Genomic DNA, 25,460 nt, shown 5'->3' with positions numbered 1-25,460 from the left:
GTCTAGGGTGCATCGGGTGACTACGGACGGCCGCGTCGTGCGGGGCAGGACCACCCGCGACGGTCTCGTCGCGGTCGCCCGCACGCTGTTCGGCGAGCACGGGTACGACGCCACGTCGATAGGCGCGGTACTGGCGGCGGCCGGCGTTGCGCGCGGTGCGCTCTACCACCACTTCCCGTCCAAGGAAGCGCTGTTCGACGCCGTGCTCGAACGGGAGATGGCCCGTATCGCGGAGGTCGTGGGCGCGGCCGCCCGGACGGCGGGGGATCCCGTCGCGAGCATGCGCGCCGGGTGCGGCGCCTGGCTGGAGGTGGTGCTCGATCCCGAGGTGCAGCGCATCGTGCTGCGGGACCCGCCCGCCGTGCTCGGCTGGGCCCGCTGGCGGGAGCTCGACGAGCGTTACCTGGTGCGCGGGTTGCAGGCGAGCGTCCGGATGCTCGCAGCCCGTGGCCGGGTCGACCCGGACCAGGCCGACGTGCTCGCGCACATGGTGCTGGGCGCGGCCAGCGAGGCGGCGCTGCTCGTTGCGGGGGCCGCCGACCCGGAGGCCGCCATGGCCACCGGCCGGGCGGCGATCGACACCCTGCTCACCCGCCTGTTCGAGCCGGAACCTCGCTAGCCGAAGAAGACCTCGGCCTCGGCGTAGAGCGCCGGGTCCACGGTCTTGAGCGTCTTCGTCGCCTCGGCCAGCGGCACCATCACGATGTCGGTGCCCCGCAGCGCCGTCATGTGACCCCACTGCTCGTTGTGCACGGCGTCGATGGCGTGCAGGCCGAAGCGGGTGGCGAGCCAGCGGTCCCGGGCCGTCGGGGTGCCACCGCGCTGGACATGGCCCAGCACCGTGGTGCGGGCCTCCTTGCCGGTGCGGGCCTCGATCTCGCGGGCGAGGTAGTCGCCGATGCCGCCGAGCCGGACGTGCCCGAAGGCGTCCTTCTCGCCCGTGAGCAGCGACTCGTCGCCGTCCTTGGGCTTGGCGCCCTCGGCGACCACGATGATCGGGGCGTAGTCGAGGCGGAACCGGGCCTCGACCCACTTGCAGACCTGCGCGATGTCGAAGCGCACCTCGGGGATGAGGATGGCGTTGGCGCCGCCTGCCATGCCGGAGTGCAGCGCGATCCAGCCGGCGTGGCGGCCCATGACCTCGACGATCAGCGCGCGGTGGTGCGACTCGGCCGTCGTGTGCAGCCGGTCGATCGCCTCCGTCGCGATGTTGACCGCGGTGTCGAACCCGAACGTGAAGTCGGTGCCCGACAGGTCGTTGTCGATCGTCTTCGGCACCCCGACGACGTTGACGCCGAGCTCGTGCAGCTTGGTGGCCACCCCGAGCGTGTCCTCGCCGCCGATCGCGATCAGCGCGTCGACGCCCAGGTTCTGCAGGTTCTCCTTGATCCGCTCCACACCCCCGTCGATCTTGAACGGGTTGGTGCGCGACGACCCGAGGATCGTGCCGCCCCGCGGGAGCAGCCCGCGCACGGCCGGGATGTCGAGCGGCTTGGTCAGCGCCTCGAGCGGGCCGCGCCAGCCGTCCCGGAACCCGAGGAACGAGTAGCCGTACTCGGGAACGCCCTTGCGGACGACAGCACGGATGACCGCATTCAGTCCGGGGCAGTCGCCACCACCGGTCAGTACGCCGACGCGCATGGGCTCTCCATCGATGCAGAAGCTCGGAAGGGCACACGGTAGCGGCACCCCGGATCCCGCTTGGAGTGCCACCCTCGAGCGAGGATCAGGGCCCGGCTACGTGATCCACGATCCCGTACTCCCGGGCCTGCTCCGCGGTGAACCAGCGATCCCGGTCGGAGTCGGCGGTGATGGTCTCCACAGTCTGTCCGGTGTGGTCGGCGATCAGCTGCGCGATCTCCCGCTTCATCTCCCCGTAGACGCCTGCCTTGATCGCGATGTCGGTGGCGGTGCCGCCGATCCCGGCGGAGGGCTGGTGCATGAGGATCCGGGTGTGCGGCAGGGCGAACCGCTTGCCCGGCGTGCCGGCCGAGAGCAGGAACTGGCCCATCGACGCGGTGAACCCGACGGCCCACGTGGCGATGTCCGGCGCGATGAGCCGCATCGTGTCGAAGATGGCCATGCCCGCTGTCACCGAGCCGCCGGGCGAGTTGATGTAGAAGGTGATGTCGCGCTCCGGGTCCTCCGCCGCGAGCAGGAGCAGCTGCCCGATGATCCGGTTGGCGACCGCGTCATCGACCTCGGTGCCGAGGAACACGATCCGCTCGGCGAGCAGCCGGTCCAGCACCGCATCGGCAGGCGGCGCCGCGGGTGCCTGCATCACCGGCCCGCGCAGCGCGGGTGCGAGCGGCTGCGGCGCCGGGCGAGGTGGCTGGGGGTGCGGCTCGAATCGTCCGGTGTCGAATCGTCCGGCGAGCGGGGCGGCGGTGGTGGTCGGTGACGTCGGCATGCGAGGGTCCTCTCGTGGTCGGAGTCCCGACGCTAGGGCGCGCGGCGCGCCTCCAGGCCCCGTGTTCGCTCCCAGCGGCGATGTTCACGCAGGGCTGACGGCGGCCGCACGACCGTGGCCAATTCAGAACGGTGGGAGGTCGTCGAGGTCGACCACCGCCGGCGCGGGTGGCTCGGGTTCGTGTTGCCGTGGTGGTTCGAGGATCGGGACGTGCAGCATCGCGCCGGAGCGGTCGGTGATCTCGGGTTCCTCCTCGCGGGGGACCGGTGCGGGCAGGTCGGGGGCGATGTGTGCGCCGCGGGTTCGGTAGATCCGGCCCAGCGGTGAGCGCCAGACGAACTGCCCCGGCGATGGTTGCGTGAGTCGCCAGCCCCCGCGGTGTTTGAGCGCGTGGTGGAAGGCGCACAGGCAGTCCAAGTTCTCGTCGACGGTGAGCCCGCCGTAGGCGTGGTCGAGGGTGTGGTCCAGTTCGGTCTTGATCGCTTGTCGGGTGCAGCCGGGTCCGACGCAGGTGCGGTCGCGCATGCGGACGTGGCGCTCCAGTGCGGCGCGGGCGAACCGTGCGCGTGGGTGGGTGCCCGCGCTCGGGTCGAGGCGGTGCGCGTACTGCTGGGCAATGTCGGCGATCACCATGGCCCAGTTGTCGGGCAGGTCGCTGCGTGCGGCCAGTTCGTGCAGGAGCGTGAGGGGGAGGTGGATCTCCACGATCCCGCCGCGGCAGGCGGAGCCTGGGTAGGCGGGGTAGGGGCGTCGAGTGGTGAGGCCGCCGTGTAGGAGGTACCCGTCGGAATCGGTGATCGCGAACAACCATTGCGCCGAGCGTTGTCGGCGGACCAGCTCGCGGGCTTGTTCGGCGAGGATCGGTCCCCACCGGGGTAGCTCGGCGGGCTGATCGTCGAGTCCGAGCAGGGTCGCGGCGCCGACGCGTACTTCGACGCCTTCGCGGGGGCCGCTGGATACGGGTCGGGTGGTTGCTGGTTGTTGATCGGACCGGGCCTCGTGCGCGCTTGGTGCTGGTTCGCTCGGTGCGGGCGCGGCCGGCGCCGGCTTTGGGCTGGTGGGCTCGGGACCGGCGGCCTGCGGTGTCTCGTCGGGGGTGGCGGCGGTGTCGGCCGCGGTGTCGGCCGCAGCGTTGCGGCCATCGGCGACCATCAGCGCGATGATGTCGGCGCGTCCCAGCCTGGCCAGGGTCCCGCCCAGGAGCCGAACGAACAGATCCGCGCGGACCTGGTGCACGGTGCCCGGGTGTCCGGCTCGGCGGATCGCATCGGCGAGGTCTTCGAGCCGCCCGGCCGCGGCGGCGGCCTCGGTCGGCGTCAACCCGTGGGCGGTGATCGTGGCAGTGCCGTCCGGTGCCAGGTAGCCGGTCACTCCGCGTTCGCGGACGGCGGCTTGGTACTTCTTGCGCGAGTACGAGCGGTCCACGGCCAGGACCTCGCGTAGCAGCCGCTGGGCGAGTTGCCCGGTCGTCCAGCCCTCGGCCGGTGGGACGAGCCGCGCGCAGATCGCCTCGATCTGGGGGTCGGTGAGGTCGGCGAGGTAGTCGGCGAACACCCGCGCCTTGTGATGATCGAGTCGGCCGGCCAGGAGTGCGGCATATACGAGCGGCAACCGGTTGATCAGTATCGAGGCGAACTCGCGTTCGTATCCGGTGCGGCGTCCGGTGAAGGTCAAGGCGGCGGCGATTTCGGCGTCGGCCCAGTCGCCGGTGCTGCGGTGCAGCAGCTGGTGGGGGTCATTCGGGTCGGGGTCGCTGCGCGAGATCTGGTCGAGGGCTGCGGCGTAGAGGGCGAACAGTTGTGAGGTCTGTCGCCAGGTCGCCTGGAGTACGTCGACCTTCTGGTCCTGCGGGATGGCGGTGAAGTCGAGGTTGGTGAGGGCGGCGAGCAGTTCGGGCCCGGGCGGCAGTGCCGCGAGGCTCGGTAGCTGCTGGTCAACCATCATGTGTCGACCATACGTTCGAGGTCCGACGGTTCCGGGGTGTTCCGGGGGCGGTCGGGCAAAAAATCTTGAAGAACTTTCGGCCTCCCCCGAGGCCGGGCCGTCCCAACTCGCGGGTCAATCCATCGCAACTCGCGCGCTGACCTGCACCGACCCGTAGCTGCGGGCACGCCTGACCCGGTTTCTCGGGAGCCCTGCCGGGCGAGAGAGCCCGTGCGCGCGCAGCGCGCACCCTGGGGGCCTGCCCCGCCGGCGAGGCGGCACGAAAGCCGGGGTACGCGACCCAACCGGACTCAACCGTCGAGAACCAGCACGCTCAACCGGAACCCGAGCCCCAAGAAACCGGCCTACCCACACCGCACAGCGTCGGGCCTCCCACCCGATGCTCGTGGCTCGAACGACACGTGCACGTGGTCGTAGTGGTTCTCGGTGATGCTGCCGCGGTCTTCCATGGCCTGCCAACCGTCGCCGAAGTTGATCCGCTGCCGCCAGATCACGTACGAGATCCCCAGTTCGCGGCGGTTGGCGAGCGCGCAGGCCGCGATCCGGTCACCGCGCTCGCGTCCGGTCATGAAGTCGACGGCCAGCCCGAGGGGGTGGTCGGAGACCCCGCCGCGTCCCCCGACGCCGAGGAGTGTGGGGTGGTCGAAGAGGCAGGACAGGAAGCGGGCCGCCGATCGGGCCCACGGCTTGACCGGGCCGAGCCCGCTCAGGTCGGCGTCGCAGTCGGCCGCCGCGCGCCGCGCCGCCTTCGCTTCTTCGGCCTTGCGGACGACGTCGGCCAGTCCGGCGGCCTTGATCAGTCGGTTGGCTGTCATCTCGGGTGGCGCCGGCTCGGGCACCTCGCGGACGGGGGTGATGCTGGCCAGCATCGTGATCTCGGCGGTGGCGCCACCGATCGCGGTGTCGGCCTCGGCGACGGCCACCACCCCGGGCGGGATGACGGCGATGAGCGCGCTGCCTGCCGCAGCCGCCGTCATGCCGCGGCGCGCGACGGCGGTGGCACGGTGCCGCGGTGGTGCGGCCCGGCCGCCCTGCTGGCGGCCACCGGGGGAGCGGTGCCGGGACACGACCCTGCCTGTCTGATCGGGGATGGCGATCTGATCAGGACTTTAGCGACAATGTGACGGCATGCAGTTGTACGGTCACCGAGAGTGAGTCGGGCGTGCGTCCCGATGCGGCGAACGGCCGGCTCTCAGCAACCCTTCGGCGTCCCGCCTGCACTGTTGTTGAACGAGACGTGGACGTGGTCGTAGTGGTTCTCGGTGACGCTGCCACGGTCCTCCATGGCCTGCCAGCCGGAGCCGAAGTTGATCCGCTGCCGCCAGATCACGTACGAGATGCCCAGCGCCTTCATGTTCTGCAGTGCGCAGTCGGCCAGCTGGTTGCCGGTGGCAGTGTCGACCATGAAGTCCACGGCCTTGCCGGACGGGTGGTCCGACACGCCGCCGCGCCCGGAGACGCCGTACATCGTCGGCTTGCCGAAGCGGCAGCCCAGGAACTGCGCCGCGGTGCGGACGTGGGGCAGCACCGCGCCGAGCCCGCCGGTGGGCAGTCCGGCGCAGCCCGCGGTGGCCGCCTTGACCGCAGCGGCTTTGCGCTCGGCCTCGGCGGCAGCGGCTGCGGCCGCCGCGACACGTTCCGCGACGAGTTGGGTGGCCTGCTTCTGCACCACCAGCACGTTCTGGACCAGCGCCGAGGTGTCGACGATCGGTGCGGTCAGCGCTGCCGGCTCGGCGGTGGGTCCTGCCGACGGACTCCACAGCATGGCCTGTGCCGGTGCCTCGAAGGACGCGAACCGGGGTTCGGCCGCGGCGGGCGCGTCGCCGGGGGCGCCCGCGCTGATCATCGAGAGGGCGCCGCCGGAGACGACGACGGCGGCTGCACCCCGCTGGAACGGGGTGGCCGATCGGGCCGAGCGGTGCGCGCGCCTGCCTGTCGCGTCACGGCGATCTGCCGTCTGCGGTGGCCACTGCTGCGCGCCTCGGCCCCGTGGGGAGCGATGCCGGGACACGTCTGCCTTCCGGATCGACGGTGCGGGTGGACGCCCGGTTCGGGGGAGCCGGCGGGTGGGGAGCCCGTGTCCATCTCGTGACCGTGCCGTCATTGATCCGCAAGGAACGCTAGGCAACCGCGGCGCTGTGCATCCGTCTCTGAGAGTCCGAATCGGGTGACCGGACGGTGTCACGAGATAAGCGGTGCATTTTCTGTGAGACCCATCACTGCAGGTCGGGAGCCTGTGACCCCGAGTGTGCGGTCGACTACATCTGAATTGCGATGCTGATAACGGTGTCGAGATCTGCGGCGGTCGGGATGGTGCATTCTCGATTCCTTGCGAATATTGGTGCATCTGCAGTAAGGGATCGCCGCCATTCGATGGAGCATCCTGCTGCTGGCAGGGAGCGCGCGTCACGCCTGATGGCGTGGACGATCGGACATGGAATGACGACCCTGGATGATTCACAGTCCAGGATCTCGATCCGAGGATGGACGTGTCACCACCACGGCATCGGAGGCCATCCCATGGACACCTTGATCACCACGCTCACCGTCGCGGCCGCCGTCGGCTCCGCACTGATCGGCGGCGTGTTCCTCATCTTCTCGGTCACGATCATGCCGGCGCTCGAACGGGTTCCGGCGCCCCAGGCGGTGGCGGTGATGCAGGTGATCAACCGCGTGATCGTGAAGTCGCTGTTCCTCCCGGTCTTCCTGGGAACCGCCCTGCTGTCGGTGCTCGTCGCCGCAGTCGCGCCCGGCACTCTCACGATCGCGGGTGCGATCCTCTACGTCATCGGCTCGCTCGGCGTGACCATGGCGGCGAACGTGCCGCTGAACAACGCGCTCGACCGCGTCGACGCCGCGAGCGCATCACAGGCCTGGGCGCGCTACGCCGGCCCGTGGACGCTGCGCAACCACGTGCGCGCGGTGGCGAGCACCGCGGGGAGCGTCGTGTTCGTCCTGGCGCTGATCTGAGTCTGATTCTAGAATTCGACCCGGTTCCTCGCTCCCGTCGAACGGTGGTCGCACCCATGGCTGACATCCCTGGCGCTCTGGACAAGCCGGAGCCTCGCCCGACACCGGAGACCCAGCCGTTCTGGGACGGCTGCGCGGCCGGTGAGCTGCGCATCCAGCGGTGCCGCGACTGCTCGCGCCACTTCTTCTACCCGCGCCCGGACTGCCCGCACTGCGGCGGTTCCGACACGGAGTGGGTGAGGTCCGACGGCACCGCCACGCTGTACTCGTACGTGATCAGCCACCGCCCCGCCCCGGGCTTCGCCGCGGACGTCCCGTACGTGATCGCGGTGGTGCAGCTGCCGGAGGGCGTGCGGATGATGTCCAACGTCGTCGGCGTTCCCGCCGACCCGGAGCGGCTCCCGCTCGACATGCCGCTGCGCGTGGTCTTCGAGAAGCGCGGAGATGTGACCATCCCGTTGTTCGAGCCGGCCGCCGCGTGAGCGCCGCGTCCGACATCGTGATCGTCGGCGCCGCCGAGACCGACGAGCTCGGCAGGCTGCCGCACCTCTCCACCCTCGGTCTGCACCTGCAGGGCGCGCGCAATGCGCTGGCGGATGCCGCGATGACACCCGCAGACATCGACGGCGTGGCCACCGTCGCCACCCCGGGCCCGGTCACGATCGCCCACGCGCTGGGCATCGAGGCCGCGTGGCTCGACGGCACCGGTGTCGGCGGCACGTCGTTCCTGTTCCACGTCCGCCACGCCGCGGCGGCCATCCGGGCCGGCCTGTGCCACACCGTGCTGATCACGCATGGCGAGTCCGGACGTTCGCGGGTCGATCCGCCGGGCTACGGCCGCAGCCCGCAGTCGGTGCAGGGCCAGTTCGAGGTGCCCTACGGCGTGTTCGGGCCGCCGACGATGTTCACGATCCCGGCGCTGCGCTTCATGAAGGACACCGGCACGACGCACGACCAGCTCGCGGAGGTCGCCGTTGCGCAGCGGCGCTGGTCGCACCGCAACCCGCGCGCGGCAATGCGTGAGCTCATCACGGTCGAGGACGTCTACGCATCGAAGGTGATCGCGTGGCCGTTCCACCTGCTCGAGTGCTGCCTGGTCACCGACGGTGGCGGCGCGCTGGTCGTCACCTCGCGGGAACGGGCGCAGGCCCGCGGAGTGCTCAAGCCCCTCGTGCACGTGCTCGGCAGCGGCGAGGCGGCGGAGGCGCCGCTGGTGTCACAGATGCCCGACTTCACCTCGTTCGGCGCGTTCCGCCGCTCCAGCAGCGCCGCGTTCGCCGAGGCCGGGGTCACCACCGCAGACATCGACCACGTGATGATCTACGACGCGTTCGCGCACGTGCCGCTGTTCGGGCTGGAGGACATGGGTTTCGTCGGGCGCGGCGAGGCGGGCGCGTTCATCGCGGAGGGCCACACGTCACCGGGTGGGCGGCTGCCGCTCAACACCAACGGCGGCGGCCTGTCCTACACCCACACCGGCATGTACGGCATGTTCGCGATCCAGGAGTCGGTGCGCCAGCTGCGCGGCGAGGCCGCGGCGCAGGTCGAGGGCGTGGAACGCAGCGTGGTGCTCGGCAACGGCGGCATGTTCATGGCGGCTGCGACGCTGGTGCTGGGCACCTAGGGCGCCGTCGTCACGTCACATCCCGTCGCAGGGTCAGCACCTGCGCCGCCCCGCCGATCACCACCACGTAGCCCAGGAAGACCGCCGCCCCGGCCCAGACCGGCAACAGCTCCCCGCCGGTCACGGCCTGGTCGCCGATCAGCGCCTTGGCCGCCCCCGTCGGCAGCCAGCGCCCGACCACCGGGAGGAACGCCGCCAGCAGGTACTCGCCGTAGTAGAACCAGCCGAACGCGACGGCGACCGCGGCGGCCTGGTTGCGCACCAGCGTGCCGATGGCGAGCCCGAGCAGCGCGTAGCCCGCGGTGCTGAGAACGCACCCGGCCAGGATCGCGGGCACCTGCGCGGTGAAGACCACCCGGCCCGCGCTGCTCAGCAGGACCGCGGCGGTCCCGGTGGTGACGGCCACCCCGAGCAGGCCGATCCCCAGTCCGAACAGCGCGTGCGCCGCGGCCTTGGCGACGAGGACGCGGCGGCGCACCGGGCTCTGCAGGAACGTCCAGGTGATCGTCTGGTGGCGGTACTCGCCGGTCATCCCGAACACGCCGAGCAGGAGTGCCGCCAGGTAGCCCTGCTGTCCCATCCGGTAGATGGCCGCGAGCCGCTCCGCCGCCGGGAGTGCGACCGCCTGCGGTGTGGCGTCGAAGACGAGCACCGCCGACGTGGTCCAGCCGGCGCAGAAGACGGCGGCCAGTGCCACGAGTACCCAGGTGCTGCGCAGCGTGCGGATCTTGGCCAGCTCGGCCCGGACCAGCGCGGTCATCGGGCGGCGGTGAGGTCGAGGAACACCGACTCCAGGCTGGCGCCCGCGGTGACGTCGGCGAGCCGGCCCTGTTGCAGCAGGCGCCCGGCCGCGATGATCACGACGTCGTCGGCGAGGTGCTCCATCTCGCCGAGCAGGTGGCTCGAGACGAGGACGGCGTGCCCGTCGCGCGCGTGGCCCTGCAGGAACGACCGCAACCAGCGGATGCCGTCGGGATCGAGCCCGTTGGACGGCTCGTCGAGCACGAGGATGCCGGGGCGGCCGATCAGGGCCGAGGCGATCGAGAGGCGCTGGCGCATGCCGAGCGAGAAGCCGCCGACCCGGCGTGACGCGGCGGCCGCCAGGCCGACCTCGTCGAGCACCTCGTCGGCCCGCTCCGCCGGCAGCCCTGCCGCGGTGCAGAGGATGCGCAGATGGGTCCGAGCGGACCGTCCGGGGTGGAACGCGCTGGACTCCAGCACCGCGCCGACGCTCCCGGCGGGATCCGGGAGATCGCGGTAGGCCCGGCCGTCGACCGTCGCCGTCCCGGACGTGGGCTGCACGAGCCCGAGGATCATGCGCAGCGTCGTGGTCTTGCCCGCGCCGTTCGGTCCGAGGAAACCGGTCACCGCGCCCCGGGCGACGGTGAAGGACAGGTCGTCCACGGCGCGCACGGCGCCGAAGCTCTTGCTGAGGTGCGAGACGGTGATGGCGGGCATGCGGCAACGATGGTCGCGTGCGGTCCCCGCTACCTGGGCGCTGAGGCGGAACCTCGGCGGTACGCGGGTGGAGAGCGGCTCCACCCCAGGTCCGATGGCACGCGAGGGCATCGGACCTACGCTGGGCCGGTGACGTCGCGCGGCTCGGTGCTGGTCCGGGTACTCGTCGTGGCCGGACTGCTCTACACGCTCGGCGGCGCCGTCGCCACGATCGCCACGATCGGCAGCGGCTGGTTCGCCATCGCGCTGGTCGCGCTGCTCGCCGTGCTGGCCGGCGCCGCCTACCTCGCGGTCGTGCTCGGCCGGGTGCGCCGTGGCACGGCAGCGCTGCTGCTCGGGCTCGTCGCGGTCGGCGTCGTGGAGAACGTCGAAGCGCCCTTCACCGGGCTGAACCTGGCCTTCGTCACCGCGTTCGTGGCCCCGCTGTTCGTGCGGCTCCCCGTCGCCGCCGCGATCGTCGCTATCGACGCGGTCGCCACCGCAGTGGTGTTCACGTCCTCCGGCCAACAGGTCGCGTCGATCGTCGGCGTCGGGCTGGGTCTCCTGTTCACCGGCGCGTTCGCCGCCGTGGTCCACCAGCTGTCCGCGTCACGCCGCCAGGCCGAGGTCGTGGCTGGCGCCCGTGCCGACGCGGCGGTGCTCGCCGAGCGGCAGCGCATGGCCAGGGAGATCCACGACCTGCTGGCGCACACGCTCTCGGCGCAGATCGTGCACCTCGAGGGCGCCCGCATGCTGATGGAACGGGGCGACCGTCCGGAGCAGGCGCACCGGCAGGTGGTGGGGGCTCTGCAGCTGGCACGAGACGGGCTCGAGGAGACCAAGCGCGCCCTCTCGGCGTTGCGCGGCGACGAGCTGCGCGTGGTCGATCGGCTGGCGGTGCTGGTTGTCGACTTCCGCGCCACCGGTCCGGGCGAGTGCGAGCTGTGCACGGGCGCCGAGCCGTCGCTGGCCGCCGATGCCCGCTGGGCGATCGTGCGGACGGCGCAGGAGGCGCTCACCAACGTCCGCAAGCACGCCGCGGGCGCAGCGGTCGCGGTGACGCTCGGCTGCCGGGAGGGCTGGTGCGAGCTGGAGGTGCTCGACAGCGGCGGCGCACCCGGTCCCCTCGCCGACTCGGGGGCCGGTTTCGGCCTCACGGGCATGCGCGAGCGAGCGGAGCTGATCGGCGGCTCGCTGGAGGCCGGCCGCTCGGGCGACGGCTTCCGGGTCCGCCTGCGCGTGCCGCTCGCGGAGCCGATGGGTGCGCCGTGACGGGCATCCGGGTGGTGGTGGTCGACGACCAGCGCGTCGTCCGCGACGGGCTGGTGCTGATACTCGGCATGCTGCCCGGCGTCGAGGTGGTGGGCACGGCGGGTGACGGGGAGCAGGCCGTGGCGGTGGTCGCCGCGCACCGCCCGGACGTGGTGCTCATGGACCTGCGGATGCCGCGGATGGACGGCGCCACTGCCACCGCCCTGATCCGGTCGCGCCACCCCGACACCGAGGTCGTGGTGCTCACCACCTACGTCGACGACGCGTCGGTGCTGGCCGCCCTGCGAGCCGGTGCCCGCGGGTACCTGACGAAGGATGCCCGCCCGGCCGAGATCGACGCGGCGATCACCGCCGTGCACAACGGGCAGTCCCAGCTCGACCCGAGCGTGCAGCGCCGACTCGTCGAGGCGGTGGCGGCCGCCGGCCCGCCCGCGGCGCCCGACGGGCTGACCGCGCGTGAGGTGGAGGTGCTCGTGCTGATCGCGCAGGGCCGCTCCAACGCCGACATCGCGGCCGAGATGGTCATCTCCGCCGCCACCGTGAAGACCCACATCAACAACCTGTTCGCCAAGGCCGGTCTGCGCGATCGGGCCCACGCCGTCACCTACGCGTTCGCGCACGGGCTGTGCAGGCCGCCGTCGCTGCCCTAATCTGGAAGGGGATTCCAAAATTGGGGGTGCGTGGTGACGGCGGACGCGACGACGGAACTCGGCTTCGATCCCGACGCGCTGCGCGCGAAGTACCGCGCAGAGCGCGACCGCAGGCTGCGGCCCGACGGCAACGACCAGTACGTGGAGCCGGCAGGCGCGCTGGGGCAGTACGTCGAGGACCCCTACGTCGACCCGGGCTTCCGCCGCGAGCCGCTGACCGACGAGGTCGAGGTCGTCGTGATCGGAGGCGGGTTCGGTGGCCTGCTCGCCGCAGCGCGCCTGCGCGAGGCGGGCATCGACGATGTTCGGGTCATCGAGAAGGGTGGCGACTTCGGCGGCACCTGGTACTGGAACCGCTACCCGGGCGCGGCCTGCGACATCGAGTCCTACATCTACCTGCCACTGCTGGAGGAGACCGGCTACCTGCCGGTGGAGAAGTACGCGCAGGGCCCGGACATCCTCGCCTACAGCCGCCGCATCGGCGAGCACTTCGACCTCTACCGCAACGCCTGCTTCCAGACCGAGGTCACGGACCTGACCTGGGACGAGACTGACCAGCGCTGGATCGTCGCCACCGGCAGGGACGACCGGATCCGCGCGCGGTACGTGATCACCGCGGGCGGGCCGCTGCATCGCCCGAAGCTGCCCGGTGTTGCGGGCATCGCGTCGTTCACCGGCCACAGCTTCCACACCAGCCGCTGGGACTACGACTACACGGGCAGCGTCGCCGACGGCCTGCCGGGGCTCGCCGGCAAGCGCGTCGGGATCATCGGCACCGGCGCCACCGCCGTGCAGTGCGTGCCGCACCTCGGCGCGGCGGCAGGCGAGCTGTTCGTCTTCCAGCGCACTCCCTCGTCGATCGACGTGCGGGCCAACCGCCCCACGGACCCGGAGTGGGCGGCGAGCCTGCAGCCGGGCTGGCAGCGGGCCCGCATGGACAACTTCAACACGCTGGTCAGCGGCGGCCGGGCCGATGAGGACCTGGTCAGCGACGGGTGGACCGACATCATCCGCAACCTCGCCGTCATGGCGACCCGTGCCGGCCGGGAGGGCGACCCGGCCGCGGCGCAGCTCGTGCAGCTCGCCGACTTCCGCAAGATGGAGCAGATCCGCGCCCGCGTCGACGCGGTGGTGCGGGACCCGGCGATCGCAGAGGCGCTCAAGCCGTACTACAACCAGTTCTGCAAGCGTCCGTGCTTCCACGACTCCTACCTCGACACGTTCAACCGGCCGACCGTCACGCTCGTCGACACCCACGGCAGGGGCGTCGACCGCATCACCGAGCGCGGCGTCGTCGTCGACGGTCACGAGTACGAGCTCGACGTGCTGATCTACGCCACCGGCTTCGAGCTGGGCACCGACTTCTCGCGGCGCGTCGGGTTCGAGGTGCGCGGTCGCGGCGGGGTGACGCTCACCGACAGGTGGCGCGACGGCCCGGCCACCCTGCACGGCTTCTACAGCCACGGCTTCCCGAACTTCTTCGTCGTCAGCATCACGCAGTCCGGGCTCACCCCGAACTTCCCGCACATGCTCGCGGAGCAGGCGGCCCACCTCGCCTACGTGCTGACGGAGGCCGCGGCCCGCGGCGCCCGGACGATCGAGGCCGACCCCGCGGCCGAGGCCGCGTGGGTGGAGACGATCGTCGAGCTGTCGGAGCTGCGGCGGGCGTTCCTCACCGAGTGCACACCCGGGTACTACAACAACGAGGGCCAGGCCTCCCCGCGCTCGGCGCGCGGGGCGTCCTACGGGCGGGGCTCGCTGGCCTTTCTCAAGCTGCTCAGGGAGTGGCGGGCGGAGGGGACGTTGGCGGGCTTGGTGCTGAGCTGAGGCCGGGGGGTCGGGTGCTCGCTCACCGGATGATCCCCTCCAGCGCCTCGGCCCCCAGCCGCAGGATCACCGAGGCGTTGAGCCGGTGGAAGACCTGCCGGCCCTCCTTCTGGGAGTCGATCAACCGGACCTCGCGCAGCGCCTTGAGGTGGCGCGACACCGCCGACTTGGTGGCGCCGGTGCGCGCCGCGAGCTCGGTGGTGGTGATCGGCTCGTTGATCAGGTGTCGGCACAGCTCCCACCGGTTGGGCTCGGAGAGCACCAGCAGCCGCCTGCGCAGCTCCTCCTGCGTCGCGGCTTCGGTGTCGGCGGGCGGGCGGACCGGGAAGTGCAGGACCTTGGGCACGCGAGCATCCGACTTGATGATCACGTGGGGCCGCGCGCGGATCGACGGGATCAGCAGCAGCCCGTGCCCGTCGACCACGCACTCGCCTTGCTGCAGCTTGTCGATGTAGACGGTGTCGGTCGAGCCGCGCGTCGACGCGGCGTCGGTGAGCGCGGCGATCACGTCGAGCATCGGCTCGTGGCGCAGCCGGGTCGCCACGGCCGAGGCCGCAGTGTCGAGTGTGGACCGCGCCCGGTCCCAGTCGGGCCCGAAGAAGCCGGCGGCGCAGCGAGCGAGGATGGCGACGAGGTCGTGGCGCAGCCGGTCGGGGTCCTCCACGAGCGCGTGGGCGAGGTCGCCGCGGGTGAACGAGCGCTGCTCGCACTCCCGCACCCACGCGTTCCCGGAGGCGGCCACGGCGGCCGCATCCGGGAAGTCCATGGCCCGTCCTCGGATCGCGTCGGCGGCCAGCGGCACGAACAGGTCGTCGTCCAGGACGGCGAGTTGGGCGAGCTCGTCCTCGAGGGTCCGGCCGAGGACCGTGTCCATCGGGAAGAGCAGCCGCGAGCGGTAGCGTGCCCACAGCGGCGCGAAGCGGTGCAGATCCGACCGCAGGTGGTCGGGCAGCTCGGCCGCGATGCCGCCGCGCCAGCCGCGCGACTCCGGGTGGTGGTCCGGCTCGGCCAGCACGTGCAGGCAGGCCATCAGCTCGGCGAGCGGTGAGACCCCCACATGGACGCGATCGCGCCGCTCGCCGACCCGCATCGCGATGACCACCGCATCACGGTACGTCCACCGGCAGCACGTCCAGCCGCAGGAAGGACGCTCCGGTGTGGACGGTGTTGCGCGCGATGGTGAACGTGCGCGCGCCCATCACGGGCCCGCCGGTGTTGGGGTTGACGTCGCAGCGGGGGAAGTTGCTCGACGTGACGTCGAGGCGGATCCGGTGCCCCGCACCGAAGACGTTGGCGGTGTCGGGCATCGGCACGACGAGGTCGTAGGCGCGGCCCGGTTCCAGCGGCGTCGGGTGTGCCGGGTCGTCGCGGTGACGGCAGCGCAGCATGCCGTCGGTGATGTTCATGGCGTAGCCGTGCGGGTGGTCCGCCGTGGGCGGGTGGACGTCCACGAGCTTGACCGCGACGTCGGTGTCGGGCGCGCTGGAGGAGAACCGCAGGTGCACCGCCACCCGGCCGGCCACCGTCACGGGCTCCGGCAGCGGTTCGGTCTGGAACGTCAGCACGTCGTGGCGCGCGCTCAGCGGCAGCCCGGTTGCGCCGGTCTGGTCGAACGCGCCACCGCGCATCAGGGGTTCGCCGGACGTGATGCCGCCACCCCTGCTGGGCACCGGATCGTGCGGGTCGAAGTCGTAGCTCAGCGCACCGGAGGGCGGTGGCGCCGCGTGCAGCGACTGGTCCGACCCGAGGTGCAGATCGACCGGGTGCGCGCCCGGCGGTGGCCAGTCCGAGGAGGTGCACCACCGTCCACCGTGGTCCAGCCGGCCGGCGTCGTTGCGACGGCCGCTGCCGCCACCCATCAGGAAGTACCGGACGGCCGGCTCCGCGGGGCCGACACCGTGCACCGAGCGCAGCCACCGGTCCTTGAACGCCAGGTAGTCCGGGGCGAGGTTGCCGTCCAGCGTCGCCGCGGGTCCGAAGTCGACGTCGCCTGCCCAGCTGACGCTGCGCGCCCCGTGGGTCCACGGCCCCAACACGAGTGCCGTACCGGCGTGGCGCCTGCGCAGCTCCCGGAAGTTCTCGACGGCCGTGAACACGTACGGGTCGTACCAGCTGGAGATGTTGAGCACCGGCACCGCGGGAAAGGAGCCGTAGAACCCGCGGGCGTAGAGGCCGGGCTGCGTCCAGTACTCGTCGAGGTCCTCGTGGCTCCACTGGTCGAACAGGAAGTCCTCGTAGTCCTGCGCGCGGGTCAGTGGCGAGAACCCGCGCCGCCACGGCAGTGCCGCGAACCAGGCCCCGATGTCGGCGACCGTGCCGGTGCCGAGCTGCTTCTCCGCGCGGTGCATCGACCACACCGCCTGCTTGAGCTCGAACGCGCCGCCGAAGCGGCCGCCGGCGTCGAAGGCCGACGAGAACCCACCCGAGTCCATGATCATCGCAACGAGGTGTCGCGCGCCCACCGATGCCGCCGCGGCCTGTGTGTGTGCGCTGTAGGAGACGCCGTGGGTGACGATGCGCCCGTCGCACCACGGCTGCCCGGCGACCCATTCGTGGGTGTCGTAGCCGTCGTCGGCCTCGTTGACGTACTTGCTGAAGGCGCCGCCGGAGGCGCCCTGGCCGCGGCAGTCCTGGCGCACCACCACGTAGCCGCGCTCGACGAAGTAGGCCGCGCCGGACTCGGGCGACACCGGTTCCCCGGAGGCGTGCAGCCCGTCGGAGCCGCGCATCGCCCGCACGTCGTAGGGCGAGCGTTCGAGCAGCACCGGGTGCGGACCCAGCGCGTCGAGCCGTTCCCCGGTCGGCCAGTAGACGTCAGCAGCCAGCTCGACCCCGTCGCGCATCGCCACGGCGACGCGCTGCCGCTGCGCGTGCTGCCCGATCCGCTCCACCTGGTCCTGGGCGATGACGGTCATCGGTGGTTCCCCCTCTCTCTCGACCGGCTCAGGCCAGCCCCGGCCAGATCTTCAGCAGCTCGGGAAGCGGGGCCTGGGTGAACCAGCGGTCGTAGATCCGGCGGTAGGTGCCGTCGGCGACCATGGCCTCGAGCTGGGCGTCATAGGCCGCTCCGAGTGCGGTGGCGCCCTTCTGGAAGGCCACGGTGGTGGCGTGATCCACCGGCTGGGCCGCGGAGATCGCGAGGTCGTCGAACTGCTTGAGGTAGGCCTCGGCGTCGGGGCCGCCGACCAGCAGCGCGTCGACGTTGCCCGAGTGCAGTGCGGACACCGCCGCGTTCTGGCTGGGGAACTCCGTCGCGACCGCACCGTTGATCTTCTTCAGGTACGCGACCTGGACCGACCCGGTGATCACGGCGACCTTCTTGCCCGCGAGCCCGTCCATCGCCGCCACCGGGTGTGCCTTGAGGGTGAGCGCCGCGGTGGTGGACCAGTACTCACCCTTGGCGAACAGGATCGACTTCTCGCGCTCGGGGGTGATGCCCAGCCCGCTGGCGACCATGTCGTACTGGCGTGCGGTCAGGCCCTGGATCGCGGCGGCGGTGTCGGTCTGCTTGTACTCGGTGTGCAGGCCGAGCCGCTTGGCGACCTCGTCGTTGAGCGCGATGGTGAACCCGCTGGGCTCGCCGTTCTCGAGCAGCGAGAAGGGTGGCTGGTCACCGGAGGTCGCGGCCAGCAGCGTGCCGGGGGTGATGAGCCCGTACGGGTTGGCGGCGGTGTCGGTGGCGGCGCCCGAGCCGCAGCCCGCGGTGGCGAGTGCGGCGGTCGTGGCGACGGCGACGGCGAGCGAGCGGAGTGTTCGACGCATGGCGGTGCCTCCTTCGGCGGTGGTGGGGTTCAGAGGACCTGGGAGAGGAACGTGCGGAGCCGGTCGGTGCCGGGCTCGTCGAGCACCTGGCGGGCCGGGCCGGATTCGACGACGACGCCCCGGTCCATGAAGACGACGCGGTCGGCGACCTCGCGGGCGAAGCCCATCTCGTGGGTCACCACGGCCATCGTCATGCCCGACGCGGCGAGGTCCTGCATGATGGCGAGCACGCCCTTGACCAGCTCGGGGTCGAGCGCGGATGTGGCCTCGTCGAACAGCATGACCTCGGGGTCCATGGCGAGCGCGCGGGCGATGGCCACCCGCTGCTGCTGGCCGCCGGAGCAGTCGCCCGGTCGCTTGTCGCGCAGGTCGAGCACGCCGAGGCGCTCCAGCTGCGTCAGCGCGATCTCCCGCGCCTCGGCCTTCGGTGTGCCCTTGACGGTCTGCAGCGCCATCGTGACGTTCGCGAGCATCGAGACGTGCGGGAACAGGTTGAAGTGCTGGAACACCATGCCGATCCGGGCCCGTGCCGCGTCCACGTCGACGCGGGGACCGGTGATCTCGGTGCCGGCCAGGCGGATGGTGCCGGCGTCGGGCGGCTGCAGCATGTTGATGCACTTGAGCAGCGTCGACTTGCCCGATCCGGACGGGCCGATGAGGCAGACGACCTCACGGGCCGCCACGTCCAGGTCCACGCCGCGCAGGACGTCGACCGCGCCGAAGGACTTGTGCACGCCGCGCAGTCGGAGCGCGGGGGTGGCGGCGTCGAGGGCGGTCGTGTCATCGAGGGTGGTCATGGTTCACACCTCCGAGAGGTCTTTGATCGGCAGCGGCGTGGCGGCGGTCCCGGAGCTGGGACGGCCGGTGCGCAGGTGGCGGTCCCAGGCGTTGACCGCGTACGTCAGCGGCACTGTCATCAGCAGGTAGCAGGCACCGGCGGCCACCAGCGCGGACGAGTTGTACGTGGTGGCCTGCTGCTGGTGCGCGATGAAGTACAGCTCGCGCTCGCCGACGGTGAGCCCGAGCAGGTACACCAGCGAGCTCTCCTTGATGTCGATGATGAACCGGTTGGTGAGTGAGGGCAGCACGTTGCGCACGCCCTGCGGCACGATCACCTTGCGCATCGTCTGCAGGTACGACATGCCCAGCGAGCGTCCGGCCTGCATCTGGCCTGCGTCGATCGACTGGATGCCGGAACGGAAGACCTCGGCGCAGTAGGCGGCCGAGATCAGGCCGACGGCCAGCACGGCGTAGCCGATCGGGGACCGGCCGAACGGGCGGAACTGCGCTGCGGGCAGCCCCAGCCCGATGAGGCTGATCGTCACGATGGCCGGGAGCCCGCGGAAGACGTCCACGAAGATCCGGGCCGGCAGCCGGACGAGGAACTGGCGCGACAGCAGCATCATCGCCAGCACCATGCCGAGCACCACACCCAGTACCGCCGCGAGCGCCGCGATCACGAGCGTGTTCCGGATGCCCTCGGTCAGGAGGTCCGGCAGGACGGCGACGATCTCGTCCCAGTCGAAGAAGGTATGGAGGAATGCGTCCACGAGGAGCCCTTCCCGGGTGTGCGGCCACGGCGATCACCGCCGTGGCGCCCGACCCTAGGACCCGTCACCTGGTGTTTCCGCAACGGTTTCCCCGATGGGGAAACCGTTGCCGCGTCACCGCCAGGTGATCAGGGCGTCCAACGCCTCCACATCGGACTCGTGCACCCGCAACGGGTTGATCTCCAACGACTCCAGCCGATCACCCAGCCCACGGGCCAGCTCGGCGATGCCGACGATCACCTCGGCCACCCGGTCCACATCGGCGGCCGCCGTGCCACGTGGACCCGCCAGCAGCCGGGCGCCACGCAGCTCGCCGAGCATCCGGTGCACCTCGCCTGCGTCGAGTGGCCGGTCGGCGGGGAGCAGCCGCAGCGCCGAGTCGCGGAGGATCTCCACCCAGATCCCGCCCAGTGCGACGGCGAGGGTGAGCCCCCACTCCGGGTCGCGCACGACCCCGACCAGCAGCTCGACCCCATCCTCACCGCGTTGCGGCTGCACCAGCACCCGCGGCTCGTCCAGTGCCGCGGTCATGGCGGTGTAGGCCGCGCGCAGTTCGACAGCAGAACCCAGGCCCAGCCGTACGCCGCCCACGTCACTCTTGTGCCCGAGCCCCGCTGCGGCCGTCTTGAGCACCACCGGCCAGCCCAGCCGCTCGGCCGCGGCGACGGCCTGCTCGGCATCGGTGGCCAGGGTGCTCGGGACGACCGGGACGCCGTGACCGGCAAGGAACGTTGCGGCGCGGTGCTCGGCCCAGAGCCCCTGCGCGTCGGCCGGGACGGTGACGGGCCGCAGCGCGGTCGCGGGTGGGGCCGCGGCGGTGCGGCGGTGCACCTCCGACCACCGCACGGCGTGACCGAGCGCCGTCATCGCGTGCTCGATGCCGCCGACGACGGCGGGGTAGCCCGCCTGCTCCTGGACGCTGTGGCCGAACTCGGTGACGTCGTTGAGCGTGTTGCTGACCACGACCACCGGCACCGGGCTCGCCGCGATGATGCCCGCGGTGCGCTCGAACAGCGCCATCGTCAGCTCGACGTTCGGGGGTGGCAGCCGGGGCAGGTCACTGAGCAGGAGCACGGCATCGACGCCCGGGTCGGCGGTGCCGAGTGCGAGGGCGTTGCCCAGCAGCGTCCGGTCGACCACGACGTACCCGGTGACGTCGAGCGGGTTGGCGACGCTCGCGTAGGGGGGCAGCAGCTCGCGCAGCCGCTCGGCGGTGACCGGGGCCCACGCGGGCAGCGCGATGCCCTCGTCCTCGGCACGGTCGGCGATGATCTCCGAGGCACCTCCGGACGGCGTGACCACGCCGATCCGGTTGCCGGGCAGCGGTCCCGTCGTGGCCAGCAGGCCTGCGGTGATCATGAGGTCCTCCACCGAGCGGACCCGGATCACGCCGAGCTGACCGAACGCGGCGTCGATCACCGCGTCGTCGCCGACGAGCGCGCCGGTGTGGGCCTGCGCGGTGTGCGAGGCGAGCGGGCTGCGCCCGATCTTCAGCGCGACGATCGGCTTGCCCGCTGCGAGCGCCCGCCGCGCGACGCGGACGAACTCGTCGGTGTGGCGGATCGACTCGAGGAACAGCGCGATCACCGTGGTCTGCGGGTCGTCGACCAGGTGGTCGATCACGTCGGTGACCGACACGACCGCCTCGTTGCCCATCGAGGTGAGCAGGCTCAGTCCGATGCCGCGCACGTGCGCGAACATCAGCACCGCGCTGGCCAGCGCACCGCTCTGCAGCACGACACCGACCGATCCGCGCCGCAGCGGCGACGGGATCGGCAGCCCGTAGGGCGTGACGTTCGCGGCCGCGTTGACGTAGCCGTTGCCGTTGGGGCCCAGCACGGTCAGGTCGTGCTCGCTCGCGAACGCGGCGACGGAGTCCTCGAGCGCCCTGCCCTCGGCCCCGGTCTCGCCGAACCCGGCGGTCAGCACCACGTAGCTGCGGATGCCGGCTGCCGCGCCGTCGCGCAGCACGTCGAGGACCGCACCCGTCGGCACCATGACGTAGGCGAGGTCCACCGGCGTCGGGATGGCGGCGAGGCTGCGGTGCGCCTGCCTGCCGTGGACCGTGCCGCCGCGCGGGTTGACCAGTTGGATCTCGCCGTCGAACCCGAACTGCAGCAGGTTGTTGAGCGTGTTCACCGACCACCCGGACTTGTCGGTGGCTCCGACGAGCGCGATCGAGCGGGGGGCGAACAGCGCCGCGAGCGTCATCCCTCGATCATTCCCCGATCAGGCCGAGCTTCGCGTGTCCCTTGATCAGGTTCCGCGCGATCGTGCGGCGCTGGATCTCGTCGGTGCCCTCGAAGATGCGCAGCAGCCGCAGCTCGCGGTACCAGCGCTCGACGGGCAGCTCCTTCGTGTAGCCCATGCCGCCGTGGATCTGCAGCACGCGGTCCACCACCTGGTTGGCCATCAGGCCGCCCTGCAGCTTGGCGATCGACGACGCGTGGCGCGAGTCTCTGCCCTCCTGGACCTGCCACGCCGCGTAGAGCGTGAGCCACTTCGCCGACTCGATCTCGACGTGCGAATCCGCGATCTGCCACTGGATGGCCTGGTAGTCGGCGATCGGGTGACCCATCGAGTGGCGGATCTTGGCGTAGTCGATGGCCATGCCCAGCATCCGCTCGGCGGCGCCGATCGCGCCCGCCGGGATCATGTAGCGGCCCTGGCCGATCCAGCTCAGCGCGAGCGCGAAGCCCTGCCCGACCTCGCCGAGCACGTTCTCCGCGGGCACCCGGACGTCCTCGAAGGACAGTGATGCCGGCGCCCACTCGCCCATCGTCGGGATGGGGGAGGACTTCCAGCCCATGTCGCGGTCGACCAGGAAGCACGTGACGCCACCGTCGGCGCCCTTCTCCTTGTCGTTGACGGCGAAGACCATGCAGAAGTCGGCGTCGTTGCCGCCGGTGATGAACGTCTTCTCGCCGTTGATGACCCAGTCGCTGCCGCTGCGCTCGGCGCGGGTGCGGATCGCGCGGGCATCGGATCCGGCGCCCGGCTCGGTGATCGCGAAGCAGGAGCGGCGCTCGCCCTCGATCGTCGGGATGAGGTAGCGCTGCTTCTGCTCCTCGTTGCCGGCGTAGAGGATGTTGTCGGCGTTGCCACCGAAGGTGAACGGCACGAACGTGCGCCCGGTCTCCATCGCGACGATCGCGCTCATGACGGCGCCCATCGCCATGCCGCCGTACTCCTCGGGCGTGTTGACGCCCCAGAACCCGGCGTTGCGCGCCTTCTGCCGCAGCTCCTTGATCACGCCCGGCTCGAGGGGTGCGTAGCCGGCGGCCTCGTTGCGCAGCACGTCCTGCTCGAGCGGCATCACCTCGCGCTCGATGAACGTGCGGACCGTGTCGCGCACCTGGCGTTCCTCGTCGCCGAGCGAGAAGTCGAGCATCACGGCCCTCCGTATTTCTAGAATTAGACTCTATAAAGAGGTTCACGCGCCGACGGCGCGGTGTCAAGCCCGCTACCATCGGCTCTTCGATCAGGAGGCGACGTGACCGCGAACGAAGCCGGTGCTGCCCCCGCCCGTGGCGCCTGGAAGTGGAGCCGCACGGCGGAGACGCGCCGCGTGATCCTCGACGCCGCCCGTGACGTGTTCGCGGAGGCGGGATTCGCCGACGCCAGCGTCGCGCGGGTCGTGGAGAAGGCCGGCTCGAGCGTCGGCAGCCTCTACCACCACTTCGGCGGCAAGGCCGAGCTGTTCCTCGCGCTGTGGGAGGAGTGGCAGAGCAGTCAGGAGCACCGCGCGGCCTCGGCCGTCACCGCGGCGCGCCAGGCCGGTGAGACGCGGCCGCTGGCGCTGTTCGTCACGGGGGCGCGTGCGTTCCTGGCCGGCTCGTGGGAGGGGCGCGAGCTGGCCGCCCTGTTCGTGGAGAAGGACGGCCCGCCCGGGTTCGAGCTCATGCGCCGCAGCCGCGGGCACATGTGGCTGCGGCAGAACTCGCTGCTGCTGGAGATCGACGACGACCCCATCGGCCGCGTCACCGTCGCCGTCCTCACCACGATCATCGGTGAGGCCGGGCGGGAGATCGGCACGAGCCGGTCGCGCGCGGAGGCCGAGGAGATCACCGACGCCGCCGTCGAGATGATCGAGCGGCTGGCGGTGTTCGGGGAGCACGCGTAGCGCGGCCGCCCCCGTTGCAGGAAAGCCACTTTCCCGCAACGTCGTTGCAGGAAAGTGGCTTTCCTGCCATCTCAGCCGGCGGGCCGCCGCCCATCCTGCGTCGCGTTCGGAGCGGCCTTCGCCACCAGCTCCGGCACCACGTCGTCGAGCTCGTCGACGGTCCACCGCGCGCCGTGCTCGACGCCGGGCCCCGCGCTCCAGCCCTCTGCCACGCTGATCGTGCCGCCGCGCACGTTGAAAACACGACCGGTGACCTCGCGCGCCGAGAGCCCGCCCAGCCAGACCACCAGCGGGGCGATGTTGTCGGGCGCCGCGGCGTCGAACTGCCCCTCGGGGACGGCCGGACGGTCGGGCATGAGGTTCTCGGTCATCCGGGTGAGCGCGGCAGGGGCGACGGCGTTGACGGTGACGCCGTAGCGACCCAGCTCCATCGCCGAGATGATGGTCATCGCGGCGATACCGGCCTTCGCCGCGCCGTAGTTGGACTGGCCCGGATTGCCGTAGATCCCCGACGAGGACGTGGTGTTGACGACGCTCGCGGCCACTGGCTCGCCGGCCTTGAACCGGTCCCGCCAGTACTGCGCGGCGTGGTGCATCGGGGCGAACGTGCCGCGCAGGTGGACGTGGATCACGGCGTCCCACTCCTGCTCGGTCATGTTCACCAGCATCCGGTCGCGCAGGATGCCGGCGTTGTTGACCAGCACGTCCAGCCCGCCGAAGTGCTCGACGGTCGAGGCGATCAGGTGCTGGGCGCCCGACCAGTCGGCCACGTCGTCGCCGTTGGCGATCGCCTCGCCGCCCAGTGCCCGGATCTCCTCGACGACGGCGCCGGCCGGACCGTCCGACGAGCCGGTGCCGTCGACCGCCGCCCCGATGTCGTTGACCACCACCCGGTAGCCGTTGCGGGCGAACTCCAGCGCATGACCCCTGCCGATGCCGCGTGCGGCCCCGGTGATGACTGCAACCCTGCCGTCGGTCTCCATGCCCCGACCCTGCCCCGCGAGCCAGCCGCCGTCCAGAGCGAAATTCTAGGATTGCCTGCGCCGCTCGTCCGTCAAGGCTCGGGAGCCCGCTGCGGGGCCGTTGGGTGCGGCTCATCGCGTCGTTCCGCGAGCGCTCACTGGGGCATGATCAAAGCCGAAACGGTGGGCGTTGATCACCCGGTCGCTCCGATGTGCCCGTGGGCGGGGCGTGGTCCGCACGAGTGATCATCCTCATCGAGCGTTGCGCGAGCGATGGGCCGAGCGGGTGGTGCTTGTGCAACGGCACGTGGCTCGACCTGTGCGCCGCCTACGCTTCGCGCGGCCTCGGGAGGCGCGCAATGGGATGGTGGAGCCAGCCCAGGGATTCCAAGGGACGATGGACGAAGGGGTGGGGTTGGGGTGCTCTCGCCGCGGGCATCGCGGCGGTTCTGGCGATCGGCCCGCGGTGCGGCTCGAGGCGAAAGGGCTGCGCGTTCAGCAGCGCCTTTCATCGGATTCGGATGACTGCTTCGGCCACTCCTACGGGCAGGTGCAGGAGTACTTCCGCAGCCATCCCTGCTCCGCCCTGTTCCGGGTGCTGTTCGAGGTGAGCGATCGGCCGGGCAACATGGTGCTGGTGGCGGTCGCATGGGTCGATATGCCGGACGAGGCGCAGGCAAGCGAGCTGCGCCGGCTCATGGATCGCGACGGTACCGGCAACGTCACCGAGCTGTCCCGTGAGAGCGGGAAGTACCGCGATGTCCGGTTCACCGGCGACTTCTACCGATCCACGCTGGACGGTGTGACGGTGATCAACGCTGCGGCTGAACCGACGAGCCGTGCGGCGAGCGCTGTCGACCTGGCGGGTCGGGTGGTTTCAGCCGTGACTTCTGAAGGTTGACCGCACCGCCGGCGCGTTCAGCACCGCC

General features: G+C 71.4%; 23 protein-coding genes and 1 pseudogene. 9 read left to right on the top strand and 15 right to left on the bottom strand.

Features of this window, described 5'->3' with window-relative positions; all coding sequences use genetic code 11:
• Positions 1-16 precede the first annotated feature (16 nt).
• Positions 17-619 carry a TetR/AcrR family transcriptional regulator gene (locus tag ACFPFQ_RS10850; RefSeq protein ID WP_379617445.1) on the top strand — a complete coding sequence of 201 codons (603 nt, stop codon included), beginning with the start codon at positions 17-19 and terminating at the stop codon, positions 617-619.
• Here ACFPFQ_RS10850 and ACFPFQ_RS10845 read toward each other — a convergent pair.
• From ACFPFQ_RS10845 to ACFPFQ_RS10825, 5 genes are all read right to left on the bottom strand, one after another.
• Positions 616-1,641 carry a 6-phosphofructokinase gene (locus ACFPFQ_RS10845; protein WP_379617443.1) on the bottom strand — a complete coding sequence of 342 codons (1,026 nt, stop codon included), beginning with the start codon at positions 1,639-1,641 and terminating at the stop codon, positions 616-618. The two genes, ACFPFQ_RS10850 and ACFPFQ_RS10845, sit on opposite strands and share 4 nt — an antisense overlap.
• Positions 1,642-1,726: 85 nt before the next feature.
• Entirely contained in the window at positions 1,727-2,281 is a 555-nt protein-coding gene (locus ACFPFQ_RS10840) for an ATP-dependent Clp protease proteolytic subunit (RefSeq protein WP_379617610.1), read from the bottom strand.
• Positions 2,282-2,533: 252 nt separating this feature from the next.
• Positions 2,534-4,354: an HNH endonuclease signature motif containing protein gene (locus ACFPFQ_RS10835; RefSeq protein WP_379617441.1), complete on the bottom strand. Its 1,821-nt coding sequence runs from the start codon at positions 4,352-4,354 to the stop codon at positions 2,534-2,536.
• Between the two features lie 344 nt (positions 4,355-4,698).
• The gene (locus ACFPFQ_RS10830) at positions 4,699-5,421 is read right to left on the bottom strand and encodes a hypothetical protein (RefSeq protein ID WP_379617439.1); all 723 of its coding nucleotides are present in this window, start codon (positions 5,419-5,421) and stop codon (positions 4,699-4,701) included.
• A gap of 125 nt (positions 5,422-5,546) precedes the next feature.
• Positions 5,547-6,200 carry a hypothetical protein gene (locus ACFPFQ_RS10825; RefSeq protein WP_379617437.1) on the bottom strand — a complete coding sequence of 218 codons (654 nt, stop codon included), beginning with the start codon at positions 6,198-6,200 and terminating at the stop codon, positions 5,547-5,549.
• A 674-nt stretch (positions 6,201-6,874) separates the two neighbouring features.
• On the opposite strand from ACFPFQ_RS10825, the gene ACFPFQ_RS10820 reads away from it, so the two are divergent.
• Genes ACFPFQ_RS10820 through ACFPFQ_RS10810 form a run of 3 tightly spaced genes read left to right on the top strand, consistent with a single transcriptional unit; the run spans position 6,875 to position 8,948 of the window.
• Positions 6,875-7,324: a DUF1772 domain-containing protein gene (locus ACFPFQ_RS10820; RefSeq protein WP_379617435.1), complete on the top strand. Its 450-nt coding sequence runs from the start codon at positions 6,875-6,877 to the stop codon at positions 7,322-7,324.
• Positions 7,325-7,380: 56 nt separating this feature from the next.
• Positions 7,381-7,806 carry a Zn-ribbon domain-containing OB-fold protein gene (locus ACFPFQ_RS10815; protein ID WP_379617433.1) on the top strand — a complete coding sequence of 142 codons (426 nt, stop codon included), beginning with the start codon at positions 7,381-7,383 and terminating at the stop codon, positions 7,804-7,806.
• On the top strand, positions 7,803-8,948 hold the full coding sequence (locus ACFPFQ_RS10810) for a thiolase C-terminal domain-containing protein (protein WP_379617431.1): 1,146 nt from the start codon (positions 7,803-7,805) through the stop codon (positions 8,946-8,948). The genes ACFPFQ_RS10815 and ACFPFQ_RS10810 overlap by 4 nt, the downstream gene beginning before the upstream one ends.
• A 10-nt stretch (positions 8,949-8,958) precedes the next feature.
• Here ACFPFQ_RS10810 and ACFPFQ_RS10805 read toward each other — a convergent pair whose 3' ends face one another.
• Positions 8,959-9,708, bottom strand: a complete 750-nt coding sequence (locus ACFPFQ_RS10805) for a hypothetical protein (protein WP_379617429.1) — start codon at positions 9,706-9,708, stop codon at positions 8,959-8,961.
• Positions 9,709-9,752: 44 nt separating this feature from the next.
• Positions 9,753-10,406, bottom strand: a pseudogene (locus ACFPFQ_RS10800) (ABC transporter ATP-binding protein); the annotation flags it as partial.
• 129 nt (positions 10,407-10,535) lie between these two features.
• Here ACFPFQ_RS10800 and ACFPFQ_RS10795 point away from each other — a divergent pair.
• From ACFPFQ_RS10795 to ACFPFQ_RS10785, 3 genes are read left to right on the top strand one after another with little or no spacing between them, the layout of a single operon-like run.
• Positions 10,536-11,657 carry a sensor histidine kinase gene (locus ACFPFQ_RS10795; protein ID WP_379617427.1) on the top strand — a complete coding sequence of 374 codons (1,122 nt, stop codon included), beginning with the start codon at positions 10,536-10,538 and terminating at the stop codon, positions 11,655-11,657.
• Entirely contained in the window at positions 11,654-12,307 is a 654-nt protein-coding gene (locus ACFPFQ_RS10790; protein ID WP_379617425.1) for a response regulator, read from the top strand. The genes ACFPFQ_RS10795 and ACFPFQ_RS10790 overlap by 4 nt, the downstream gene beginning before the upstream one ends.
• 33 nt (positions 12,308-12,340) lie before the next feature.
• Complete coding sequence (locus tag ACFPFQ_RS10785; protein ID WP_379617423.1) at positions 12,341-14,134, top strand: flavin-containing monooxygenase; 1,794 nt, start codon at positions 12,341-12,343, stop codon at positions 14,132-14,134.
• Positions 14,135-14,156: 22 nt separating this feature from the next.
• On the opposite strand, the gene ACFPFQ_RS10780 is transcribed toward ACFPFQ_RS10785, so the two are convergent.
• The 7 genes from ACFPFQ_RS10780 to ACFPFQ_RS10750 all read right to left on the bottom strand — a co-directional run bounded on the left by ACFPFQ_RS10780 (position 14,157) and on the right by ACFPFQ_RS10750 (position 22,837).
• Positions 14,157-15,236: an ArsR/SmtB family transcription factor gene (locus ACFPFQ_RS10780; protein WP_379617421.1), complete on the bottom strand. Its 1,080-nt coding sequence runs from the start codon at positions 15,234-15,236 to the stop codon at positions 14,157-14,159.
• 4 nt (positions 15,237-15,240) lie between these two features.
• The gene (locus ACFPFQ_RS10775) at positions 15,241-17,049 is read right to left on the bottom strand and encodes a CocE/NonD family hydrolase (RefSeq protein ID WP_379617419.1); all 1,809 of its coding nucleotides are present in this window, start codon (positions 17,047-17,049) and stop codon (positions 15,241-15,243) included.
• Between the two features lie 28 nt (positions 17,050-17,077).
• Complete coding sequence (locus ACFPFQ_RS10770; protein WP_379617417.1) at positions 17,078-17,896, bottom strand: substrate-binding periplasmic protein; 819 nt, start codon at positions 17,894-17,896, stop codon at positions 17,078-17,080.
• 29 nt (positions 17,897-17,925) lie between these two features.
• On the bottom strand, positions 17,926-18,693 hold the full coding sequence (locus tag ACFPFQ_RS10765) for an amino acid ABC transporter ATP-binding protein (protein ID WP_379617415.1): 768 nt from the start codon (positions 18,691-18,693) through the stop codon (positions 17,926-17,928).
• A gap of 3 nt (positions 18,694-18,696) precedes the next feature.
• Positions 18,697-19,446: an amino acid ABC transporter permease gene (locus ACFPFQ_RS10760; protein ID WP_379617413.1), complete on the bottom strand. Its 750-nt coding sequence runs from the start codon at positions 19,444-19,446 to the stop codon at positions 18,697-18,699.
• 114 nt (positions 19,447-19,560) lie between these two features.
• Positions 19,561-21,657, bottom strand: a complete 2,097-nt coding sequence (locus ACFPFQ_RS10755; protein ID WP_379617411.1) for an acetate--CoA ligase family protein — start codon at positions 21,655-21,657, stop codon at positions 19,561-19,563.
• A 7-nt stretch (positions 21,658-21,664) separates the two neighbouring features.
• Positions 21,665-22,837, bottom strand: coding sequence for an acyl-CoA dehydrogenase family protein (locus ACFPFQ_RS10750; protein ID WP_379617409.1), 1,173 nt, complete (start codon positions 22,835-22,837; stop codon positions 21,665-21,667).
• Between the two features lie 102 nt (positions 22,838-22,939).
• Between ACFPFQ_RS10750 and ACFPFQ_RS10745 the strand changes: the two genes are divergently transcribed.
• Entirely contained in the window at positions 22,940-23,569 is a 630-nt protein-coding gene (locus ACFPFQ_RS10745) for a TetR/AcrR family transcriptional regulator (RefSeq protein WP_379617407.1), read from the top strand.
• Positions 23,570-23,640: 71 nt separating this feature from the next.
• Here the strand turns inward: ACFPFQ_RS10745 and ACFPFQ_RS10740 are convergent, their stop codons facing one another.
• The gene (locus ACFPFQ_RS10740; protein WP_379617405.1) at positions 23,641-24,552 is read right to left on the bottom strand and encodes an SDR family oxidoreductase; all 912 of its coding nucleotides are present in this window, start codon (positions 24,550-24,552) and stop codon (positions 23,641-23,643) included.
• Positions 24,553-24,928: 376 nt separating this feature from the next.
• Here ACFPFQ_RS10740 and ACFPFQ_RS10735 point away from each other — a divergent pair, with 376 nt between their 5' ends.
• Positions 24,929-25,432 carry a hypothetical protein gene (locus tag ACFPFQ_RS10735; protein WP_379617404.1) on the top strand — a complete coding sequence of 168 codons (504 nt, stop codon included), beginning with the start codon at positions 24,929-24,931 and terminating at the stop codon, positions 25,430-25,432.
• Positions 25,433-25,460 lie beyond the last annotated feature (28 nt).

The organism is Pseudonocardia sp. GCM10023141 (assembly GCF_042653605.1).
This window is presented reverse-complemented; position numbering and strand designations above follow the sequence as displayed.

Coding starts and splice junctions, on each gene's coding strand:
- ACFPFQ_RS10845 (WP_379617443.1), bottom strand. CDS start 1,641: ATGCGCGTCGGCGTACTGACCGGTGGTGGCGACTGCCCCGGACTGAAT.
- ACFPFQ_RS10840 (WP_379617610.1), bottom strand. CDS start 2,281: ATGCAGGCACCCGCGGCGCCGCCTGCCGATGCGGTGCTGGACCGGCTG.
- ACFPFQ_RS10835 (WP_379617441.1), bottom strand. CDS start 4,354: ATGATGGTTGACCAGCAGCTACCGAGCCTCGCGGCACTGCCGCCCGGG.
- ACFPFQ_RS10825 (WP_379617437.1), bottom strand. CDS start 6,200: ATGATCAGCGCGGGCGCCCCCGGCGACGCGCCCGCCGCGGCCGAACCC.
- ACFPFQ_RS10820 (WP_379617435.1), top strand. CDS start 6,875: ATGGACACCTTGATCACCACGCTCACCGTCGCGGCCGCCGTCGGCTCC.
- ACFPFQ_RS10815 (WP_379617433.1), top strand. CDS start 7,381: ATGGCTGACATCCCTGGCGCTCTGGACAAGCCGGAGCCTCGCCCGACA.
- ACFPFQ_RS10805 (WP_379617429.1), bottom strand. CDS start 9,708: ATGACCGCGCTGGTCCGGGCCGAGCTGGCCAAGATCCGCACGCTGCGC.
- ACFPFQ_RS10775 (WP_379617419.1), bottom strand. CDS start 17,049: ATGACCGTCATCGCCCAGGACCAGGTGGAGCGGATCGGGCAGCACGCG.
- ACFPFQ_RS10770 (WP_379617417.1), bottom strand. CDS start 17,896: ATGCGTCGAACACTCCGCTCGCTCGCCGTCGCCGTCGCCACGACCGCC.
- ACFPFQ_RS10765 (WP_379617415.1), bottom strand. CDS start 18,693: ATGACCACCCTCGATGACACGACCGCCCTCGACGCCGCCACCCCCGCG.
- ACFPFQ_RS10755 (WP_379617411.1), bottom strand. CDS start 21,657: ATGACGCTCGCGGCGCTGTTCGCCCCCCGCTCGATCGCGCTCGTCGGA.
- ACFPFQ_RS10750 (WP_379617409.1), bottom strand. CDS start 22,837: ATGCTCGACTTCTCGCTCGGCGACGAGGAACGCCAGGTGCGCGACACG.
- ACFPFQ_RS10740 (WP_379617405.1), bottom strand. CDS start 24,552: ATGGAGACCGACGGCAGGGTTGCAGTCATCACCGGGGCCGCACGCGGC.
- ACFPFQ_RS10735 (WP_379617404.1), top strand. CDS start 24,929: ATGGACGAAGGGGTGGGGTTGGGGTGCTCTCGCCGCGGGCATCGCGGC.